Annotated in this window: 16 protein-coding genes and 4 pseudogenes; 6 read left to right on the forward strand and 14 right to left on the reverse strand. The window is 69.5% G+C overall.

Annotated elements, in window-relative coordinates:
* Positions 1 to 10: 10 nt before the first annotated feature.
* Positions 11 to 1,174, reverse strand: coding sequence for a TetR/AcrR family transcriptional regulator (locus tag OG698_RS08000; RefSeq protein WP_406102288.1), 1,164 nt, complete (start codon positions 1,172 to 1,174; stop codon positions 11 to 13).
* A 232-nt stretch (positions 1,175 to 1,406) separates the two neighbouring features.
* Between OG698_RS08000 and OG698_RS08005 the strand changes: the two genes are divergently transcribed.
* On the forward strand, positions 1,407 to 3,002 hold the full coding sequence (locus tag OG698_RS08005; protein WP_406102289.1) for a long-chain-fatty-acid--CoA ligase: 1,596 nt from the start codon (positions 1,407 to 1,409) through the stop codon (positions 3,000 to 3,002).
* Between the two features lie 314 nt (positions 3,003 to 3,316).
* On the opposite strand, the gene OG698_RS08010 is transcribed toward OG698_RS08005, so the two are convergent.
* The 3 genes and pseudogenes from OG698_RS08010 to OG698_RS08020 form a co-directional block, all read right to left on the reverse strand.
* On the reverse strand, positions 3,317 to 3,967 hold the full coding sequence (locus OG698_RS08010; RefSeq protein ID WP_406102291.1) for a DUF6226 family protein: 651 nt from the start codon (positions 3,965 to 3,967) through the stop codon (positions 3,317 to 3,319).
* An 83-nt stretch (positions 3,968 to 4,050) separates the two neighbouring features.
* A pseudogene (locus tag OG698_RS08015) lies at positions 4,051 to 4,438 on the reverse strand (ATP-binding protein); the annotation flags it as partial.
* Between the two features lie 353 nt (positions 4,439 to 4,791).
* Positions 4,792 to 5,853, reverse strand: a complete 1,062-nt coding sequence (locus OG698_RS08020) for a PucR family transcriptional regulator (protein ID WP_406102293.1) — start codon at positions 5,851 to 5,853, stop codon at positions 4,792 to 4,794.
* A gap of 552 nt (positions 5,854 to 6,405) precedes the next feature.
* On the opposite strand from OG698_RS08020, the pseudogene OG698_RS08025 reads away from it, so the two are divergent.
* Positions 6,406 to 6,640, forward strand: a pseudogene (locus tag OG698_RS08025) (DUF6986 family protein); the annotation flags it as partial.
* Between the two features lie 109 nt (positions 6,641 to 6,749).
* On the opposite strand, the gene OG698_RS08030 reads toward OG698_RS08025, so the two are convergent.
* The 4 genes and pseudogenes from OG698_RS08030 to OG698_RS08045 all read right to left on the reverse strand — a co-directional run bounded on the left by OG698_RS08030 (position 6,750) and on the right by OG698_RS08045 (position 10,154).
* A complete protein-coding gene (locus OG698_RS08030) occupies positions 6,750 to 8,564 on the reverse strand; it encodes a hypothetical protein (RefSeq protein ID WP_406102295.1) in 1,815 nt (604 codons plus the stop codon).
* A gap of 150 nt (positions 8,565 to 8,714) precedes the next feature.
* Positions 8,715 to 8,831 (reverse strand): annotated as a pseudogene (locus OG698_RS08035) (LacI family transcriptional regulator); the annotation flags it as partial.
* Positions 8,832 to 9,164: 333 nt separating this feature from the next.
* The gene (locus tag OG698_RS08040; protein WP_406102296.1) at positions 9,165 to 9,545 is read right to left on the reverse strand and encodes a hypothetical protein; all 381 of its coding nucleotides are present in this window, start codon (positions 9,543 to 9,545) and stop codon (positions 9,165 to 9,167) included.
* 204 nt (positions 9,546 to 9,749) lie between these two features.
* Positions 9,750 to 10,154: an ATP-binding protein gene (locus OG698_RS08045; protein WP_406102298.1), complete on the reverse strand. Its 405-nt coding sequence runs from the start codon at positions 10,152 to 10,154 to the stop codon at positions 9,750 to 9,752.
* A gap of 370 nt (positions 10,155 to 10,524) precedes the next feature.
* On the opposite strand from OG698_RS08045, the gene OG698_RS08050 reads away from it, so the two are divergent.
* From OG698_RS08050 to OG698_RS08060, 3 genes are all read left to right on the forward strand, one after another.
* The gene (locus tag OG698_RS08050) at positions 10,525 to 11,391 is read left to right on the forward strand and encodes a helix-turn-helix domain-containing protein (RefSeq protein ID WP_406102299.1); all 867 of its coding nucleotides are present in this window, start codon (positions 10,525 to 10,527) and stop codon (positions 11,389 to 11,391) included.
* On the forward strand, positions 11,388 to 11,639 hold the full coding sequence (locus OG698_RS08055) for a DUF397 domain-containing protein (protein ID WP_383095727.1): 252 nt from the start codon (positions 11,388 to 11,390) through the stop codon (positions 11,637 to 11,639). The genes OG698_RS08050 and OG698_RS08055 overlap by 4 nt, the downstream gene beginning before the upstream one ends.
* Positions 11,640 to 11,725: 86 nt before the next feature.
* Positions 11,726 to 12,541, forward strand: a complete 816-nt coding sequence (locus OG698_RS08060; RefSeq protein WP_406102301.1) for an SAM-dependent methyltransferase — start codon at positions 11,726 to 11,728, stop codon at positions 12,539 to 12,541.
* A 35-nt stretch (positions 12,542 to 12,576) separates the two neighbouring features.
* On the opposite strand, the pseudogene OG698_RS08065 reads toward OG698_RS08060, so the two are convergent.
* From OG698_RS08065 to OG698_RS08090, 6 genes and pseudogenes are all read right to left on the reverse strand, one after another.
* Positions 12,577 to 12,747, reverse strand: a pseudogene (locus OG698_RS08065) (transposase); the annotation flags it as partial.
* A 73-nt stretch (positions 12,748 to 12,820) separates the two neighbouring features.
* Complete coding sequence (locus OG698_RS08070; RefSeq protein ID WP_406102303.1) at positions 12,821 to 14,431, reverse strand: alpha/beta hydrolase; 1,611 nt, start codon at positions 14,429 to 14,431, stop codon at positions 12,821 to 12,823.
* A gap of 357 nt (positions 14,432 to 14,788) precedes the next feature.
* Positions 14,789 to 15,337, reverse strand: a complete 549-nt coding sequence (locus OG698_RS08075) for a flavodoxin (RefSeq protein WP_406102305.1) — start codon at positions 15,335 to 15,337, stop codon at positions 14,789 to 14,791.
* Between the two features lie 268 nt (positions 15,338 to 15,605).
* Positions 15,606 to 16,457: an aldo/keto reductase gene (locus tag OG698_RS08080; protein ID WP_406102307.1), complete on the reverse strand. Its 852-nt coding sequence runs from the start codon at positions 16,455 to 16,457 to the stop codon at positions 15,606 to 15,608.
* A 35-nt stretch (positions 16,458 to 16,492) separates the two neighbouring features.
* On the reverse strand, positions 16,493 to 17,521 hold the full coding sequence (locus tag OG698_RS08085) for a zinc-binding dehydrogenase (protein WP_406102309.1): 1,029 nt from the start codon (positions 17,519 to 17,521) through the stop codon (positions 16,493 to 16,495).
* A gap of 48 nt (positions 17,522 to 17,569) precedes the next feature.
* A complete protein-coding gene (locus OG698_RS08090) occupies positions 17,570 to 18,547 on the reverse strand; it encodes an aldo/keto reductase (protein WP_406102310.1) in 978 nt (325 codons plus the stop codon).
* 216 nt (positions 18,548 to 18,763) lie between these two features.
* Between OG698_RS08090 and OG698_RS08095 the strand changes: the two genes are divergently transcribed.
* Entirely contained in the window at positions 18,764 to 19,657 is an 894-nt protein-coding gene (locus OG698_RS08095) for a helix-turn-helix transcriptional regulator (RefSeq protein ID WP_406102312.1), read from the forward strand.
* The last annotated feature ends 1,230 nt before the right edge of the window (positions 19,658 to 20,887 follow it).

Below are 20,887 nucleotides of genomic sequence, written 5' to 3' on the forward strand. Positions count from 1 at the left end.
AGGGCTCTGCTCAGAGACCCAGGGCGCCCGCGACCAGGCTGGTCACGGCGGCTCGGTGGTCAGGGCGGTCCTGCCATCGCAGTCTCCGCCCGGCCTCGACCACCACGCCGAACCCGGCGTGCACCAGCACCCGGGCCTGACGCGGGTCCAGCTCCGGACGCACCAGTCGCAACTGCTGCTCCCAGACGGCGATGTGCTCACGCTGCGCAAGGACCAAGGGGCGCTGCAGGTCGGCCGGCAGGCCTACGCACTCGGCCTCGGCAACGCTCGTGAGTGCGGTGTGCTCGAAGCTGTAGGCCACGTACGTCGCCGCCAGCGCCACGACGGCGTCATGCGGATCGGCCACCTCCTGCAGGCTCCGGTCCACCGCCTGAGCCAGCAGCCCCGCCGCCTGCAGGCATGCCGCGGCCAGGATGTCGACCTTGCCCGGGTAGTGACGGTAGAGCGCGGACGGGGCCAGCCCCACCGCCTCGGCGATCTGGCCGTTCGTGACGTTGGCGAACCCGTCCCGGGCGAACAGCGGGACGGCTGCCGCGAGGATCTCCGCACGCCGCGAGCGCGCCACCGGCAGGGCCGGCAGCTCGACGGAGCACTTGCTCCTCATGGCCGGTACGGGGTCGGTCGCGATCACGCGCAGGGCGCACGCCAACAGCAGTTCCTCGAGCCGACGTTGAGCAATGGAGGTGCGATGCATCGTGATGGACCCGATCGCGCCGAGAGCCGCCACAACCCGCAGCTGCTCGTCGGACAGCGGACCCTCGCGCCGCACCGCCTCGGTGACCCGCCCGACGACGCGCCCGAACTTCGCCCTGAGAAGCCTGCGATCGTCACGGTCGAGGTACCTGGCCTCCCATCGGTACACGCCGCCCGACGCGCGATGCGCGACGGTGACCCGGATGAGGGCGGTGAGCACGTCTGCCGGGGCCGCCTCGGGCGGCATCTCGTCGAGCGCGCCGACGAGTCGGTCCACCATGACATGCGCGCACTCGGCGAACAGTGCGTACTTGTTCGGGAAGTGCCGGTACACGGCCGTGGCGGTGATGCCCACACCGGCGGCGATCTCCTCCATGGACGCCGCGTGGTAGCCGCGCTCACTGAAGAGCCGGCCGGCCGCCTCGACGATGAGCTGCCTGCGGTTGCGGGGGCGAGTGGCCGCGGTCGGCTCGGCGGTCATGAACGCACACACGAATGCGGAGACGGGGCCATACGGCCCAGTCAATCACACGTCGAGCAGGCCCCGGGGCCACCCGCGTGCGGACCGCGCGACCAGCGGGTCGCAGACGCCACCCACGTGATTCTCCGTTAACAAAATGCGTCACGACGCTTCTCGAACAGTGACATTGAACGGCACAATGCCGCAGCGACCACCGATCGATACGCCCCTTTACGCCCCTGAGGAGTCGCCCATGTCGACCGACACGGCGCCCGCCTGGTCCTTCCGGCACCACTGGATGTCCCAGGCCGCCACCCACGCGATGACGCGACCCGACAAGCCCGCGCTGCGCCATCTCGGGGTGACCACGACCTGGGCACAGTTGTCGCGACGGTCGCTGCAACTGGCCGCCGCGCTCGCCGTCCGAGGCGTCGCCGCGGGTGACCGCGTGGCCCTGCTCACGCTGAACCATCCATGGTTCGTGGAAAGCGTGTTCGCGGCGAACAGCCTGGGGGCCCTGGCCGTGCCGCTCAACTTCCGGCTCGCGCCTCTGGAACTCGACTACATCCTGACCGACTGCACTCCTTCGGCGATCGTCGTCGACGCACGGCTCCTGCCGCTGCTCCGGTCCGTACCGAGCACCGCGTCGATCGGCACGGTCGTGGTCATCGGCGAATCGAGCGAGGCCGAGGCCGAAGACGGCATCGCGTACATCGCGTACGAGGACTTCCTGTCGGCGCACGAGCCGATGGAACTGCCCGACATCAGTGAGGAGTCGACCGCGCTGATCATGTACACCTCGGGCACCACCGGCCGGCCGAAGGGGGTGCTGCTGTCCCACCGCAACATGCAGGTACAGGCGATCACGTGCATCCGCGCGATGGAGATGTTCGACGACTCCGATGTGGGCTTCCTGACGGCGCCCTTCTTCCACATCGCGGGCCTTGGTTCGATGGTGGCGAACTTCGTGGTCGGCAGCGCGGTCGTGATCCATCCGCTGGGGGCCTTCGACCCGCAGGCGGTGCTCGACGCCTATGAACGCGAGGGCGCCACCGTCGTGTTCAACGTTCCGCAGCAGTGGGACCTGCTCTGCGCCCAGCCCGACATCGACAAGCGGGACCTGAAGCTGCGGATCATCAGCTGGGGGGCCGCCCCCGCGAGCGACGCGACCCTGCGCGCCATGGGCGAGCGGTTCCCCGACGCACTCAACGTGGCCGTGTTCGGCCAGACCGAGACCTCGCCGATCACCTGCGTGCTCCGTGGGGAGGACTCCCTGCGCAAGCTCGGCTCGGTCGGCCGGCCGATCCCGAGCATCCAGTACCGCGTCGTCGACGCGGACATGAACGACGTCGCCGTGGGCGAGGTCGGTGAGATCGTCTACCGCGGGCCCACGCTGACGAAGGGGTACTGGAAGAAGCCGCAGGAGACCGCGGAGGCCTTCGAAGGCGGCTGGTTCCACTCCGGTGACCTGGTCAAGCAGGACGACGAAGGCTTCGTCTGGGTCGTCGACCGCAAGAAGGACATGATCATCAGCGGCGGCGAGAACATCTACTGCGCCGAACTGGAGAACACCGTCGCCACGCACCCTTGCGTACGGGAGGTCGCAGTGATCGGCAGGGCCGACGAGCGCTGGGGCCAGGTGCCGGTCGTCTACGTCACCGTCACCCCGGGAGCCGACCTTTCGCTGCGTGAACTGACGGGGTTCCTCGATGGAAAGCTCGCCTCTTTCAAGAGGCCCAAGGACCTCGTGCTGGTCACCGAGCTTCCCCGTAACGGGGGAGGCAAGGTGGTCAAGTCCTTGCTCCGCGCCCAGGACGCAGCACGCGTGCAAAAACAGGACGAGGGGTGACTCCGGCGATGGCGTGCGGATCGTCGATCTCACCCGTCCGGTAATTCTCCCCGACGACCAGCGACTCGTACTCCGTCGGTCGCCCTGCTCAGCGGCATCACCACAGAAGAGGACGGCGTCAGTGGCGGTGATCGATTTCGTGTGACGTGACCTCACTGGCAGGCGACGGCCACCACCTGCGGCGCATGCCTCTGCTCCCAGAAAACGTACTTCCCGCGCCCGTTGGGCGAATCGGGGTGCTGCGGAGCGAACTGCCCCCGTTTCCGCTCGGGACGGTCAGCCTCCGCAACGGCGTCCTCTCCGTCCACGGGTTATCACTCCCAGGCCGTCCCACGCACAACGCGGAACGGCGACCGCCCGGCCCTCGCCGCGGCAAGCGCCTCCTCGACCGGCGGTCCGGATGCATCCCAGTTGCTCGCCGACCAGCTGTCCCCTGTACACACGATCTCTCGCCCCCGCCCGGCGTCGACGTGCACGAACGTGCCGGTGACCACGGCGGCCACTACTTCGTCCACCACCTCGAGCAGGTCGGCGGAACCGCTGTCACAGGCATCGCAACCACAGTCCGGAAGTTGCTCGAGACTCACCGCGGGCTCCCCCGCCCCTACCACGAGAACCGTCCTGGGAACCTTGTCAATGGCCGAGAACCCGAAGACGAGAGGTACGGCCTCTGCGCGCACGGGGTGCAGCCGGACAGCGTCGCTCACCCCCACGCCCGGCGCCCGCCGCCAGATCGCCACCGGGTCCGCAACCGTCTCCACCTCGGCCAGCCCGAGCCGGGACAACGCCCGTGTCCAGGCCTCGGCCCGGGCAGCGAGAACGAGGTACTTCGCCGGCTCCAGACACCGTGAATACTCCTCGTCCCGCACTTCGCCACCCGGATGCGGATCGGGCCAGGGAGGGGTGTCCACCCCAGTAACGGCGAACTCCTCGTCGACAGCCCGGCACAGCCCATCCAGATCCATACCGGCAACCCTACGGCGCGGAGCCGGGACGGCCTTCGCCACCGGACTGAGGTACATCGACAGCGGCGGCGCTGCACTGCGAGTGACAACAGTTGCCTACGCACGGGGGCGGTGACGCGAGTGACCGCGGACTCGACAGCGGCGATGCGGTCGGCCGGCAGGCCCAGCGCGGCGACCGCGCGGACGACGGGTCGCCGTCCGGGCCCCGAGCGTGCGGGCGCGGACGTGGGCGGCCTTCAACTCCGCCCGGCGTTCGGCCTGCTGGGGCGTGCGGGTGCCACGCGGTTCGCCGAACTTGAGCAGACTTGCCTCGGCGCTCGCGGTGAGCGTCTGGGCCCGGGCCGCGTAGTGGTCGTCGAGGACGGCGGAGAGTTCGGCGGCGTTCATCGCCGGGTCGATCCGTGCCACGATCCTGTTCAGGTCGCGGTAGGAGCTCTGGAGTTGGAAGCGCGGTTCGGTGCGGGCGTCGTCGAGGAGGCGGCATACGAGGACAGCCAGACCTCGGCGAGGGAGCGGCGGGGTCGGTCACACCGGCGAGGTCGGCCTCGTAAGCCGAACTCTTCGCAGCACGGCGGAACTTGACGAGGAGAGTACGGGCGGCGGCCGAGGTGACGAAGCCGTCGGGCGCGCAGGTCAGCTCCTCGAAGAGGTGGCCGGCGGCCGGGGCGTCGCCCATGCGGGCAGCGAGTTCGGCGCACCGGTCGGCGACGGCCGGGGCCGGGCCGAAGGTGTCGCGGGCGTCGCGAGCGAGCGAGACGGCGCGGCGGGTCTTCTGCTCGCGCTCGTCCCCGTGCGCCCCGTGCGCATGATGACGCCGAAGCACGTCACAGCGGCTGAGCAGGCCAGTCGAGGAGCCGGGCGCCAATGACCGCGGTCTGCAGCGTGTAGCGGTGCACGGGGTCGGCGGGGTCAGCCCCGGTGAGTTTGTGGATGCGTTCGAGGCGGTACGTCATGGCGCGCACGCTGAGCGACAAGCGGCGGGCTGCCTCGGCGGCGACACAGCCCGAGTCGAAGTAGACGGCAAGAGTCTCGATGAACGGTACGGCGCCCCCACGCGCCTTGCGGAGCGGACCGAGCGTCGTCGTGACCAGGTCTGCCATGGCCTGCCGGTCGCGGGTGAGGACCGGGTAGACGAGGAGGTCGGCCGAGCGCAGGACGGGGACGTCGAACTCCAGCCGCTCGGCCAGCTCGAGGGCGCCCAGTGCCTCCTCGTACGACTGGACGACGCCGCCGGGCCCCGGCTGGGCGCGGCCGATGGCGACACGACCGCCGTCCGTGGCCGCGTACGCCTGCTTCGCGAAGAACGCCAGCACATCGTCATGGTCGCCCGGCGCGATGCAGATCAACCGGCCGTCCTTGGTGGTCAGAAGGATGCTCCGGTCACCGAACCGGGAGATCAGCGCCCGCTCCACATCCCGCGGCACGGCATCACCCGCGTCGTACGCGACCTCGCCCTGCGCCACCGCCACGGCGTGCGCGTACGAGAGCCGCAGCCCGAAGCGTTCCGCGCGCTGGGCGAGCAACCCCAGATCACTGCGCCCGTACAGCAGGTCGTCGATGAACTCCCGGCGAGCCGCCTCCTCTTGGCGCACGGCCAGGCGCTGGGCGCGCTCGTAACCCTCGGCGAAGGCGTCGACGGCCTGTTCCAGCGCGCCGAGCACGCTGTCCAACGTGACACCCCCGCCCACGTGCGTACGGGCGAACGCCAGATGCGCGCCGACCAGGGCACGCAGCCCCAGGCCGGCCTCCGCTGCCCGCTCCCCCAGATCACGCCGCGAGGCGAGCTCGTCGCGGTTGAGTCGGCGCCCGGTCGTACCGGCGTCGGCAAGCATGGCGGCGAAACCGTCGAGGTACTCCTCCGGTACGGCCCGCCCGCGCTCGGTCATACCTTGTCCCCGTGTTCCTGCCGACATCCTGACGCCTTTGTAGCGCACAGTTGATGCCTTCTTGATGGTGGGGGTAGGGCCGGTTGCCGGACTCCGGAAATCCCGACCGGACAGAGGTGGGGTTCCCACCTACCTTGAACACCGGTCTCACCAGCCCGACGCTCCTCGCGTGCTACCGGAGCGAGGCGGACAGCGGGAGGAGAGGGTACGCCCGTCGGCACGGGCGAACGCCCCGGAACCTAGAATGATCAAGAAGGCGTCGGGCTCGTCGCCGAACCGTTCACGCTCTGCCGGAGGCTTCACACCGGACGACGAACAGCACAGCGAGGACGAGCGTCCCGGCGGGGCCGAGCCCACGCCCCCACCGCACCACGCAGCCCTCGTACCCGCGTGAGGCAGAAGGCCGTTGCCGGAACTCGTCCACGGCAGCAGGGCGTCCACCGTGGGCATCGCCGTCCACCCGGCGGCCACGTCCTGAAGAGCCAAGAACCACCCACCCGGCGCCAGCTGCGCCGTCGCAGATCAACCGCCGTGCCGCCCCCGACCACACGCCGCGAGGGCTTCGACCAGGCCGCGGCCCGCCTCGCCCGCTACGCCGCCCCCCACCGACGGCGACGTCATGGACGCGCCTGCCGCCGTCAAGGCCCTCAGCGGCTACCTGCTGCGCGGCCCGGACTGCGGCGCCCTGGACATCGAGGGGGTGGCACGGGTGACGGGTCTGATGCCGGCAGACCAGGCGGGTTTCGCGTCGCCGCGACGGGACGACCTGACGATCTCGGCCACGTAGCCGGGGCACCACATGGCGGCTCTGCCAATGCCGCCACCACCGGCTCGCGTCGTCACTCCTGCCCCGCAGTCCGTACGGCACGGTTTGCTGAGCCCCGTCCCGCGCCGACTCACCTCCGCCTGGACCCGATCCGCTTGGCCCGCTGATTGAGCCGACTGCGCAGGCGTACGTTCACCACGAACCCGACGAGGAGGACGAGCACGGCGAGGCTGGCCGCCTGCCAGACCACGCTCTTGAGCACCGTCACCACGCCGATGAACGCGATGCCCAGGAGGAACACCATCTCCCGGAGTTCCTTCTTGAGCTGGTAGGAGCGACTGCACCGGATGCGCACGGTGGCCAGCCACTGGCCGTCCAGCCCGAGCCCCGACCACAGCCGCCGGTCCAGGAACACCCAGGGCAGGTCCGGAAAGGTCCCCAGGGCGTCCAGCGAACTCGGATAGCGGCTCGTCATGTCGCCGCCGTGCAACTCCTTGCGGCGCTCCTGGACTTCCTCGCTGGTGCGGATCGCCTTGAGCTGGAGCACGGGCACCGAGCCGTTGTCGTAGGGGAAGCCCTCCAGCACCACCTCGTCCCCGCTGGAGACGCCGAGAAGTTCGAGCGTCAGCGTGTCCAGCAGGCACACCTCCTGCTCCGCGCTGGCCCGGTCGCCGTCTTGGACTCGGCAGGTCACATAGTTGGCGTGGCCGAATAACGTGTCCTTCCATCTGCTCCGCGTGTGGGGCAGATGCGCGGCACGCACTGTGACGGCCTCTCCCGGTTCGAGGCCGACTCCGACGCGCAGCGAATGATCGACCTCGACCCTGCGCGTCTCCTGGGCTGGTATGTCCTCGGCCACGATCACCGTGGCCAGCGCACCGAGCCGCTCGTGGCGCGCCGAGGGGATCTGGGCGTTCTGGACGATGGCGAACTGGGGGTCACCCAGGGCGGCTGAGACCGCGCTCGATAAGCGGACGACGCCGGCGCCGCGCTGGTCGAAGGCGTCCGGGGTACGCCCGGTGTGATAGGCCCCGGTCGGGACGGAGTTGGCGGGGTGGATGTCGTCGTAGACCGTGGTGGCCGGCTCGGCGGTGACGTACTGGCGCAGTCCCGAGTCCGTCAGCCGTCCCTCGTCGGCGAACAGGCGGGTGCCCTTCTCACAGAGCTGCTCGTTCCCGCGGGAACGTGAGCTGAACTCCTCGGGTGTGTCCCCGAACCACTCTCTGAGCTGACGGGACTCAGAGAGGAGCTCGCTGAGGAGCTGGTACTCGCCGGGATGCGGACGGGGGTCCCCGGAGCCGTCATGGAGGACTCCGTAGCGATGCACGTAGAGGTAGGCGCCGCCGAGTAGTTCACCCGATTCCAGTTCCATCGGGAAGTCCTCGGGCGGCAGGAGCACCCGGTCGTACTCGCCGTCGGGACGGGAGACTCCCTCGCTGGCGTCGACGATCTCCAACTGGGCGGCGTCGAGCCAGGTGATGAACAGGTCCCGGCTCAGCCCGGGCGTGTGGAACGGCGACGACGAGACATAGCCCAACGGGCTGACGTACGCCGAGACCCCGATACCGATCCCTGTCACCCGCGCCTTCACCATGGGGATCGTGGATGAGATTCCAAGTCCCTCCATCTTGTGCCGCAGTTGGGCGGGGCAGGCATTGGAGCCGACCGAGATGACGGGGAAGCGGTCCCCGACCAGGGGCTGGTTGGCGCTCATCAGGGCATAGTTGAGGGGAACCGCGCCGTCGCCCGTCTTGCCCGCGCGAAAACCGCCGGGAGGTTGCTCCACCATCCACTTGGCGAGCCGCCGGTTCTCCATGGCCTTCAGGCGCAGGAACCGGTTCTGATGCAGGAGACCGGATTCCGTCGGCCAGGCGCCGGGGTAGATGAGGGGGTGCTCACGGGGGGCTTCGGAAAGTCCAAGTGCCTCGAGCGTACGATCGTCCACTGTGCCGTCAGGCCTTTCGCCGTCGGATGGCTGCCCTGGGATGACGAGTGCGCGGTCATCGTGAGTTGTACGCGGTCATCGTAAGGAACCACAGGCCGTCCTCATAGAGGGCCCGATCCCGGCGTGTTCAGCCCACCGGCGGCAGTTCCCCCGACGGAAGAGGCGTTCGGCGGCCGTGCGGCCGAGGCCGGAGGCACCCTGGGCGACGACGATGACGCCGGGCTGAAGGAGTTCAGCGAATCCGATGTCGTCGAATCCTGTGCGTGCCGACAACCCTGTTGCCCGATGCCACCTGCGTGTATTCATGGATGAGGCCGCCGAGGCAGTCGCGCCGGATGACACGTGACGGGTCGTCGACGGCGGGCGCCCGGGCGCGCCGACACCATCGGAACGTCGCGGTCCGAGCGAGCGCGAGGCCGATGGGAGAAGCCCATAAGGAGGTTCCGGGCGCCAGTGAGCCGGTACGGAGATGCGCGTGCCGGCCGGGGGTCGCGAAACGCGCCAACGCCCTCTGACCTGCGCACCATCCCTCTACTGCGTCAACATCTCAATACCGTCACTGGCCAGGTGAATCAAAGATCTGGACATCGCCGAGCGGGATCACAGAGTCTCGTCGCCCCTCGAAGACAAGGGCGCCCAGGTGTACTGGACGCGCACGCCGTGGTCGTGGAGCCAGGCGGTCTCGCGGTGCCGGAGTTCGTGCGCGGACTCCGGGGCAATGGCGCTGGGCCAGCGGACGAGTACCGCGGTGACGTGGCCTGTCTGTGCCAGCTGGCGCACACGCCGCCACCCTCTGCGCTGGGCCGGGTCGGGCTCACCGTACGTGTCGGTGACGACCTCGGCGATCGCCAGTCCGCGCTCCTGGGCGAACGCGTGGCCTTCCGTCTGCGCGCACTGCGTGGCTGCCCCGGGTGCGCCCCGGGCTCGGTCGGCGCATACGTACAGCACGACAGGAGGAGCGGTTTCGCTGTGGGGGGTCATGGGCGCCTTCTGTAGGTGGATCGAGGAGGAGGGGTTCCTCGCCGCGTGAGGGGACGTAGCGGGGCCGTGCGGTGCCGACTGCGGTCTCTGCCGTTGAACGGGGGAACTGGTCTGGTGCGCAGCAGGCCGGGCCTGGCCACGCTGCATCCGGGCTTTCCCTGCCGAGGCGGGCGCCACATTCGGCGCCGGCCCGTGCCCATGGCGTCAGGGGTGAGCCGTCAACTCCGCCCAGACGACCTTGCCTTCGGCCCGCGTCGAGCGTGCGGAGCCCCAGCGGTCCGAGAGTTGCTGGACGAGGAGCAGGCCTCGCCCGCTCTCCTCGCCGGGGCCGGCGCGGTGCTCGGGCGGGCGGACCGGGGTACGGCCGTCGTCGTGGAGTTCGATACGCAGGCGCCGCTCGTCGCCGGTCAGCGTGAGGCCACACAGGACATGACCGCTGTCGGTGTGGAGTACAGCGTTCGTGGTCAGCTCGGAGACCAGCAGCACCGCGTCGCAGCATGTGTCGCCGGGCACCTTCCAGGCACGGAGCCGGTCGCGCACGGTGTCGCGGGCGGATCTCGCGCTGGTGCGCAGGGCGGGCAGGCCGAACCAGTACTCCCGACGAGGCACGGTCGTGGCTAAGGCTGGGGCCGAGGCCGGAGGTGAGGGGGTGGGCAGAGTCACGGATATCGCCTTCCAGTGCCTTCCGGGGGGCAGGCGCGGTGTGGGGATGCGGGCTGCAGCTCGAGGCGTGAGAGGCGTGTGCCGAGGCAGGTGCCCGGCGGTGGGGTGCCCACGACGGCATCAGCATCACGTGTCCCGTCCGGGCCGGATGCTGCGTCAGAGCTGTGACTTGACCGCTCACATGCCAACTATGCGCGTGATCGCTATCACGCTGCAACCGACTCCCTGATAATTTCAGCAGCGCGGGTATCACCCTGGCGTCGTCTTCAAGTCACTGCCAGAATGGTGATGTTGATGAACCATCAGGAGGTTGGGCGTGAGTGAAGCCCGTTCCAGCACCAGCGCACCGACAGTCCTGCGCATGATCCTCGGCCGTCGGCTGCAGGACATGCGGCTCGGCGCCGGTGCCTCGCTGGAGGACGCGGCAAAGGCACTGCGCGTGAAGACCCTGACGATCCGCCGGCTGGAAAAGGCCGAGGTCGCGCTGAAGCCTCTCTACGTGGAGAAGCTCCTGGAGACCTTCGGCGCGGACCGCCAGGAGATCGACGAGTTCGTCGACCTGGCCGAGCAGGCCAACGAGCCCGGCTGGTGGCACTCCTACCGTGACGCCGTCCCCAGCTGGTTCACCGCCTATGTCAGCCTGGAGACCGACGCCAAGACCCTGCGCACCTATGAACCCCAGTACGTCACCGGCCTTCTGCAGACTCCCGACTACGCCCGCGCCGTGCTGCGCGGCGGGTTGCCGAACGGCAGCGAGGAGGAGCTCTCGCGCCGCGTGGAGCTGCGGCTGCGCCGCCAGAGCCTGCTGGAGGGAGAGGACGCCCCCACGTTGTGGGTGGTCATGGAGGAAGCGGTCCTGCACCGGGCGGTGGGCAGCCCTGACGTGATGCGGGAGCAGATCGAGCGGCTCCTGGACGTGTCCGAGCTCGCGCACATCAGCATCGACATCGTCCCGTTCGCCGCCGGCGCCCATGTCGGGGCGTGCGCCCCCTTCACTTATTTCCGGTTCGAGGAACCCGAGCTGCCGGACATCGTCTACAGCGAACTCCTGTCCGCCTCCGTCTATCTGGACCAACGTGCGGACGTCGTCGCGCATCTCGAGGCGCATTCCCGAATGGCGCTGCTGACGTCGTCGGAGGACAGCAGGGCTCTCTTGAACCGCATGCGCAAGGAGTACTCATGACGATCACCGACGAGGGCGTGTACAACGGGATGCCGGCCCGCGATCTCGGGGAGCACGGCTGGGAGCGCCCGTGGAGCGGGCCGAACGGCGGTCAGTGCGTGGAGGCGAAGCAGCTCGCCGACGGCCGCGTGGCCGTACGGCAGTCGACCGACCCGGCCGGGCCGGCGCTGATCTACACGCCGGAGGAGATCGCCGCGTTCGTCCGCGGGGTCAAAGAGGGCCTGGCCGATCACTTGGCCGCCGGGTGAACCGGCGGCGGGCAGTAGGAGGGACGACGACACCGGGTCCCGTCCTTGGCCTGCGGGCCGACAGACACACACCTGAAGGGGAGAACATGACCACCAGGCAGGCCGGCCGGGATCTCGACACGAGCAAGGCGCACTCGGCCCGGATGTACGACTACTTCCTCGGCGGCAAGGACCACTTCGAGGTCGACAAGGAGGCAGCCCTGGTGGCCGCCCAGGCCCACCCCGGCATCTACGTGACCGCCCGCGAGAACCGGGCGTTCATGCACCGGGCCACCCATGTGCTGGCGCAGGAGCACGGCATCCGCCAGTGGCTGGACATCGGCACGGGCGTCCCGACCGAGCCCAACCTGCACCAGGTCGCCCAGTCCGTCGCGCTCGATGCCCGCGTCGTGTACGCCGACAACGATCCCCTCGTCCTCAAGTACGCCGAACGCCTCATGCGCAGCACGACGCAGGGACGCACGGCCTACATCGAGGCCGACGTCACCGACCCCGATGCGTTGATGAGCGCCGTGGAAGCCTCGGAGGTCCTGGACTTCGACCAGCCCATCGCCCTCTCCCTCAACGCGCTCATGCACTTCATCACCGACCCGCACGACCCGTACGCCATCATCCGCCGGCTGCTCGACCCGCTCCCGGCGGGCAGCGCCCTCGCCATGAACCACTGCACGCCCGACTTCGACCCCGACACCTGGAACAAGGTCGCGGAGGTCTACACCAAGTCCGGGTCTCCGGTGCAGTTCCGCTCGCACGACGACGTCCGCCGTTTCTTCGACGGGCTCGACCTGATCGAACCCGGAATCGTCTGCTGCCACCGCTGGCGGCCCGCCAGTCCCGCCGACGGGACGGAGCCCGCGGACGCCCAGATCAGCCTGTTGGCGGGCGTGGGCATCAAACGCTGACCGCAGATACACATCCATTGACCATGCCTCGCTGACCGGCGGGCACGTTCGCGGACTTGGCAGGGCAGGAGCTCATGGATGGCCTGGCCGGTTCGGTCGTCCCGCCAGGCGGCGAAGCAGAAGCAGGTCGCGCTCCTGGGTGGCGGATCGTGCGGGAGGTAGGCCCACTGACAGCCGGTCCGGTCCTGGTAGAAGCTCGCGTTCACGCTTCGTGGATCCGTGAGCGTTCTGGAGCTCGATCGAGTCGGCCCGTGCCCAGGCCGGGTGGCTGCGGCCGACTCAGTGGACGGTGCCGGTCATCCCGCCGCCGACCGGCTTGGGCGCGGGGAAGGGGGGCTCGTCCTGCCGGCAGGACGTTCCGGCCGGCGGGAGCGTGCCGTCGACGAGGTACCGGCTCTCGTACGACTTCACGCAACTGCTGGGGTTGATCAGCGCGGTGTGACCGTACCCCTCGTGGGTGAGCAGCCGGGCGTCGGCCAATTCCCCGGCCAGCGCCTGCGCGTCCGCGTAGGGAGTGGCGGGGTCGTACCTGGTGCCGACCAGCAGGACCGGGTGTGCCGTCGGCCTGTTCCACGGGCCCTGGTAGCGGTCGGCCGCGACGGCCGGCCAGGAGACACACGCCACGGTGGCCCAGGTCCAGAAGCGTCCGGCGTCGCCCGCGCGGCCGGCGGCGGCCTCTTCCAGGGCGGGGTAGACGGCGGGGTCACGCGGATTGGGGCTGTCGCCGCAGAGCACCGCCCCCGCTTGTTCCTCGCCGACGTACGGATTCGGATGCGGGACCGGTGGCGGGGGCGGGAGCGGGGACGTCTTGGGGACGCGGCCCTGCCAGAGGTTCCGCAGTCTGCCGGCGAGGTCCGTCCAGCCCGGGTGGACTATGTAGAGGCTGCTCACCACGTCGGCGACCGTGCGGCCGTAGGTCCACTCACCCACGGGATGCGCCCGCAGCCGCCGCATCAGCTGGTCGAACCTGCCCCGGGTAGCTTTCGGGCTGCCGGCGGAGAAGGCGCAGCCCGCGGTGTCCGTGGATCCGCACAGGGTGAGGAACCGGTCCAGGACCGCTGCCGCGGCGCGGTCCGAACCCATACGCAGGAACGTGGTCAGCCGGGGGTCCGCGTCGGAGGAGTGGTTCGTCCAGGCCTGCGGATCGATGTCGCTGTCGAGGACCATGGCGCGGACCTTGCCGGGGAACAAGTTGGCGTAGGTGGCACCCAGGATCGTGCCGTAGGAGAGTCCGAGGTAGGTGAGTTGCGCATCGCCCACCGCCCGGCGCAGCCCGTCGAGATCGCGAGCGGTGTCGGCGGTCGACACATGACGCAGCAGTTCAGGGTCACGCCGCTGGCAGCGCCGGGCCAGGTCCCGGTACGCGGCGATCACGGTCGCTCGCTGCTGTGCGCCCACCGGGACGCCGGCCGGTTTGCCCGCGTTCCACTCGGCGGCCTCCCCGGGAGTCGCGAAGCAGTTCACCGCGGTGCTGCTGCCGATCCCGCGGGGGTCCCAGCTGACGATGTCGAACCGCTCCCGCACCTCGCGCGGGAAAGACTCGTAGTTCTGTGGCATCTGGACCGTTCCCGGCCCGCCGGGTCCGCCGGGGTTGAAGAGCAGGGTGCCGATGCGTCGACCGGGGTCGGTCGCCTTGCGTTTGATGACTGCCAGTTCGATGGTGCGACGACCTGGGTCGTTGTAGTCCAGCGGCACCTTCGCGGTCGCGCAGTCGAACGGGCTGCCTTGAACGCAGGGTCTCCAGTCCAGCTTCGGGGCCGGCACCGAAGCTGTGGGTAGGCCTCCGGCCGCGGCGAGGATCTGCCCGGTCAGAACGGTCGAGCAGGTCACCAGCGCGGCGATGACCGCGGCACAGACCCGACGGCCCGCTGTCGGTCCAGATATGTGCATGCCTTGTCCTTCCACGGCTGAGGGCCGGACGCCCTTCCGCGCTGGACGTGGTCACGCATCCGTGTCAACGGCACCGCGGCCCGGCAACGCGCGCGAGCCGACCGCGGCCACATGGCCGAACCACCGTCACCGTGCCGCCGGCGGCGAGGCCCGTCGCACCCGGCCGGCTCCTGGCCTTCCGCCGCAGGGACGACTCGAGTGGCCGACCACGGCGCACCGTCTGGCCATCTATCGCGCGCAGTGGCCAACTGAAGCGCTCAGCCACAGCTGTGACTGTGCACTTGAGTTGGCACCGCTCGCCGACTCAAGCGCACAGTGGGGGCCTCTGCCGCAGCAGGACGGGGTGGTCGTCCGCTTCTAACCGCTCATCGACGAGGAGCGGACGTGTTGGCTGATAGCGCGACCGACGCGGTCCAGCCAGGTCCTGATGGCGTTGCCTGCTTCCCCGACTTCTTCACCTTGGATGGCTAGACCTTGGGCGAAGGTGGCGCCGCGGCAGGAGGCTGCGTAGTCGCGTGCGGTGGTGCCCAGGCCGCTCATGGCGTGGGTGGTGAAGGGGACGACGGTCTTGCCGGAGAAGTCGAGCTGTTCCGTGAACGTCGTCATGATCATGGGTGCGCGGATGTTCCAGATGGGGCTGCCCAGCAGCACGGTGTCGTAGCCGTCGAGGTCGGGGAGCGCGCCCTTGATGGCGGGCCGGGCGTCGGCGTCTTGTTCACGGACGTTGCGCTTCACCGTCGCGTCGTAGCTTTCCGGGTAGGGGTCGGCGGGTTCGATCCGGTAGAGGTCGCAGTCGATGAGGTCGCGGATCTTTCGGGCCATGACCTCGGTGTTGCCGTCCTTCAGGACTGTGCGGTCGCCGTAGTAGTAGTTCTCGCCGGGCCGCGAGAAGTATGCGAGCAGCACCTTGCCCCGTGCCGAGCCGCTGGCGGTCGGGCTCGATGAGGTGCGCCGTCGGCCGGATGCTGGCTGGTCGCCGGCGGGTGAGCAGCTGGTGAGGTGGGGGCGGTCAGGGCGGTGACTCCGGTCAGCAGTGCGCCGCGCAGGATCGTGCGGCGCCGGGCCGTCGTGCGGTTCTGCTGGTGCACAGAAGGTCCTTCGCGCAGGCAGTGGGCGCAGGAGGGGCGAGCGACGTCGGCAAAGCGTCGGGCTGCTCGCCCCGTGCATGTGCGGCTCAGGCGTCCAGGCGGCGCCCCGCGAGCCAGGTGACGATCTCGGGGTCGTGGTGGTCGAAGAACAGGGAGCTGCCGGTGTCCAGGGTGGCGATGTGGGCCATCTGCCCGTCGGTGAGCTGGAAGTCGAAGACGTCGACGTTCTCCGCCATGCGCCCAGCTCGTACGGACTTGGGGATGGCGATGACGCCGCGCTGGGTCAGCCAGCGCAGCACGACCTGGGCCACCGACTTGCCGTACTCCTTGCCGATCTCGGCCAGTAGCGGGTTGGTGAACAGGTCGTTCTTGCCCTCGGCGAAGCCGCCCCAGGACTGGAGCTGCACGCCGTGCTCGCGCATCAGGTCCTGGTAGTCGGCGCGCTGGAAGAACGGGTGGGTCTCGATCTGGTTGACCGCCGGGGTGACCTCGTTGTTGACGATCAGGTCGATCAGCCGGTCCGGGTAGAAGTTCGCGACGCCGATCGCCTTGGCCACACCCTCACGGTTCAAGGCTTCCATCGCACGCCACTGGCCGTAGACATCGCCGAAGGGCTGGTGCATCAGGTACAGGTCGAGGTAGTCCAGGCCCAGCTTGTTCAGGGACGTCTCGAAGGCGTGCTTGGTGTTGTCCTGGGCGGGGGCGTCCTGGACCCACAGCTTGGTGGTGACGAACAGGTCCTCGCGCGGAATACCGCTGGACTTGACGGCGCAACCGACGGCTTCTTCGTTTCCGTAGGCGGCGGCGGTGTCGAGCAGGCGGTAACCGGCGGCCAGCGCGTCGGAGACGGCGCGTTCGGTGTCCTCGGCGGGGATCTGGTAGACGCCGAAGCCGAGGAGCGGCATCTGGACACCGTTGTTCAAGGTCACGTGCTGCATGAGGGAAGTCCTTTGTGGTGCGGGTGAGTTGGGGGTCAGGGACGGATGAGGGCCTTGAGGACCTGGCGGTCGGCCATGGCCCGGTAGGCGTCCGGCGTCTGGTCGAGGGGGAAGGTCCGGTCGAAGACGCGGCCGGGGGCGATGGTGCCGTCCAGGACGTCGGGCAGCAGATGCTCGACGTAGGCGCGGGCGGGGCTGGCGCCGCCGGTCAGGGTGATGTTCCGCATGAAGACGGCCGGGCCGATCGAGCCCTGCTCATACTGGGGCACACCGAGGCGGCTGATGGTGCCGCCGTCCAGGACCACACCGAGCGCGGTGTCCAGGGCCTGGCCGGTGCCGACGGCCTCGATCACCTTGTCCACTCCGCCGGTCAGCTCGCGGATACGGGCGATGCCCTCCTCACCGCGTTCGGCGACCACGTCTGTGGCGCCGAAGTGCCGGCCCAGTGTGGTGCGGGCTGCGTGACGGCCGGCGAGTACGATCCGTTCGGCGCCGAGCCGCTTGGCGGCGATCACCGCGCACAGGCCGACGGCCCCGTCCCCGACGACGAGCACCGCGTCGCCGCGGGCGACTCCGACGGTGACGGCGCCGTGGTGGCCGGTGGTCATCACGTCGCTCAGCGCCAGCAGGGACGGCAGAAGCGCGGAGTCGGCCGCCACCGGCAGTTTCACCAGCGTGCCGTCCGCATGCGGGACGCGGACGGCTTCGCCCTGCCCGCCGTCCACGCCGTCGAAGCCGTACCGGCCGCCGTTGCGGCAGGAGATGTGCAGGCCCTTGGCGCAGTAGTCGCAGGTGTTGTCGCTGTAGGTGAACGGGGCTACGACCAGGTCACCGGTCTTCAGGCCGGTCACGTCCGCGCCGGTCTCCTCGACGACGCCGAGGAACTCGTGCCCCATGGGGCGGCCGGTGTCGGTGGCGGGCATCGACTGGTACGGCCACAGGTCGCTGCCGCAGACACAGGCGGCGAGCGTGCGCACCACGGCGTCGGTCGGCTGGACGATCTTGGGGTCGGGCCGGTCCTCGACGCGGACGTCTCCGGCTCCGTACATCACTGCTGCACGCATGAAGGTGCTACTCCAAACGGGGGTCGTGCTGGGGGGTCGTGACGGGTGTCAGCGTTCGAGCATTCGGGCCTGGGCCTCGGTGTGGGTGGCGCCGGCAGCGGGCGGCAGGCCGGAGAGCCTGTCGAGCTGCTCGGCGGTCAGCGTGACGGCGTCGGCGGCGGTGTTCTCCTCGACGCGGGACACCCGCTTGGTACCGGGGATCGGGGCGATGTCGTCGCCCTGGGCGAGCAGCCAGGCCAGCGCCACCTGACCGGGCGTGGCACCGGCCTCATCGGCCAGGGCCTTGACCTCGTCGGCCAGCGCCAGGTTGCGCTGGAAGTTCTCACCGGTGAAGCGCGGGTTGTCGCGCCGGAAGTCGTTCTCGTCGAACTGGTCGGTGGAGCGCACGGTGCCGGTCAGGAAACCGCGGCCCAGCGGAGAGAAAGGCACGAGCCCGATGTTCAGCTCCCGCAGGACGGGCAGCACGCGCTCCTCGATCCCGCGAGTGAACAGGGAGTATTCAGACTGGACGGCGGTGACGGGCTGGACGGCGTGGGCGCGGCGGATCGTGTCCGGGCCCGCCTCCGAGAGGCCAAAGGCACGCACCTTTCCCTCGGCGATCAGCTCGCCCACGGCACCGGCGGTCTCCTCGATCGGCGTGTTCGGGTCCACCCGGTGCTGGTAGTACAGGTCGATGTGGTCGGTGCCCAGACGCTTGAGGGAGCCCTCGACGGCGGTGCGGATGTTGGCCGGGCTGGAATCCAGGTTCCAGGCGCCGTCACCGCCGTGCGAGACCAGGCCGAACTTCGTGGCCAGCACCACCTGGTCCCGGCGCCCCTTCAGCGCCCGCCCGAGCAGCTCCTCGTTGGTGTACGGGCCGTAGATCTCGGCCGTGTCGATGAGCGTGACGCCCAGCTCCTGCGCCCGGTGCACGGTCCGGATCGACTCCGCGTCATCGGTGCCTGAGCCGGTGTAGCCGTGGGACATACCCATCGCGCCCAGACCGATCCGGGAAACCTCCAGATCACGCAGCTTGATGTACCGCATCTCGCCTTCTTTCGATCCGTGGCGTACCCGGCCCCTCGCTCTCGCCCGGCCCGGCAGATCGCGCCTGAGCTCACGGGGAAGAGACCGGGATACCGGCGTCTTGCTCCTTCACCTTCGCCCGGATTGCGCCCATGTGGCAGGGCGGGCTGTTCAGGGGTAATGACAGGGCCCCCCTCGGCCCTGCGTGGCGGGTGCTCATCGGGTGAGACTGGAGTCATGGAATCCGAGAGCGCGCACAGTGAGGGCGCCGAGCTGGGCCGCTATCTGCGCGCCCGCCGCACCCAGACAAGCCCCGAACACGTCGGCCTCACCGTCGGCGCCGGCATCCGCCGCACCCCAGGGCTGCGCCGCGAGGAGCTGGCCACCCTCGCCGGGATCAGCATCGACTACTACGTACGTCTGGAACGCGGCAAGGAGACCCGGCCGAGCCCCGCCGTCCTCGACTCCCTCGCCCGCGCCCTGCGCATGGACGACCAGGAGCACCAGCACCTGCGCGAGCTCGCCGCCCGCGCCGCCCGCTACGTGTCCGAGCCGCCGCCCGCGCCCGGCCGCACCGTGCGACCGCACCTCAGGCTGCTGCTCGAATCGCTCCGTCCGAACCCCGCCTACGTCATCAGCCGCAGCATGGACATGCTCGCCTGGAACCCCGGCGGCCTCGCCCTGTACGCGGGTCTGGACGACTGGCCGGCCAAGCACCGCAACCTCGCCCGCTACCTCTTTCTGCATCCCGCGGCCCGCGACCTCTTCCCCGACTGGGACCGGCAGATCACCGCCTGCGTCGCCCGCCTGCGCGCCGTCGCCGGCACCGCCCCCGACGCACCCGACCTCACCAACCTCGTCGGCGAGCTGCTTCTGAAGAGCCCCGACTTCGCCGGCCTGTGGGAACGCTACGAAGTGACGGGACGCAAGCCCGCCCACAAGACCTTCCACCACCCCCAGGTCGGCACGCTCACCCTCACGTCCCAGTCCCTGCACGTCGAAGGCACCCCCGGCCAGCGCATCGGCGTCTACACCGCCGAACCCGGCAGCCCCGACCACGACGCGCTGCTCCTGCTCGACATGACCGCTCCATCCGTCGCGACGCCCAGCACCACATCCCACAGGAATTGACTGCCGCCCTAGTACCGCCATCGGATCTGCGCTTCTACCGGTCGCTCGCGGTTCAGGACGTGGAGACATCACGTGGCGTTGCACCGTGTCGCATCGCGATGCCAGCGACTCGTCGTGGTGCGGCCTGGTACGCCTGTGCGTTGCCGGGCGCCTGCTGCCATCGGCGAATGCAGAGGCTGGCGGACGGAAAGGAGCCCGGGGCGATTCCCAGGGCGCGGGCCGCCGCGGCGCGCGATGTCCCGCTGGCCATTTGGACCAGACGGATCGCGGCATCGCGGCGCAACTGCCGTGTAGGAGCGTTGAGTTCGCCCAGCGGGGCTGCCCGGGAGCAGGGGCGGGATGCTGTCCGGGTCCAGCCGCCCCCGATGGGTGGACGGCTGGGGAAAGTGGGCGGGTGGGCCGGCCATCCCGCGTCGGTAGCGCACGCTCTCGCGGATCGTTGTACGCATGGCGGGCGAGCAGTGCTCCGCGAGCTGCGTGAGACGGCGTTGTGCTCCGGTGTTCGTGGGGATCTGGGACATCAGCGACGCGATGACGTTGCCTCGGCGGGGGCGTCCAGGATGCGCACGCTCAGAGTGAGGAGGGCTGCGGCGCGGACGGGGTCGGCTGAGGGGTGGTCGATCGAGCGGGCCAACCAACCGTCGGGATTGGGGCCCGCGCGATCGGCCCGGTGCAGGTCCTGACGGAAAAGCCTCTGCTCAGAGGCTCTCGCCAGTACCCTGCGCTGCCGTCTCAAGCACTCACGGTGCCAACTGAAGTGCTCAAGTGCCAACTGAAGCGCTCAGTCACAGCGGCGAGTCACAGCGACATGCGGAGTACAAGGCTCGTACTGTTATCGATTTTCGTTCGATGGATTGGTGTCAGAACAAGTCCCGTGGCTTGAATCGGTGCTCGCGTGATCGGAGGTGCCAAGTGACGACCTCTGGCCCATCCCACTTGCACGTGACCTCCGGCTACTCGGCCCGATACGGCGCCTCACTCCCTCATCATGCGGTCGCCGGGCCGCCGAGCGGGGCGTCGCTCTCGCGCTGACCGACCGGGACACCGTCCGGAGAACAGTGCTGCCCCGCGGTCGATCAGAGCAGGGACCAACTCCCGCACGTCGCGGGGGTGCTGACGATTCGCAAGGCACCACTCAGGGCACCGTTCGATGGCAGCCGAAAAGACACATCTGGCTGATATCGGCCCAATCAATGCCAATAACACGCATTCCTTATGGTTTCATCTCGC

The organism is Streptomyces sp. NBC_01003 (assembly GCF_045162695.1).
Classification (GTDB): Bacteria; Actinomycetota; Actinomycetes; order Streptomycetales; family Streptomycetaceae; genus Streptomyces.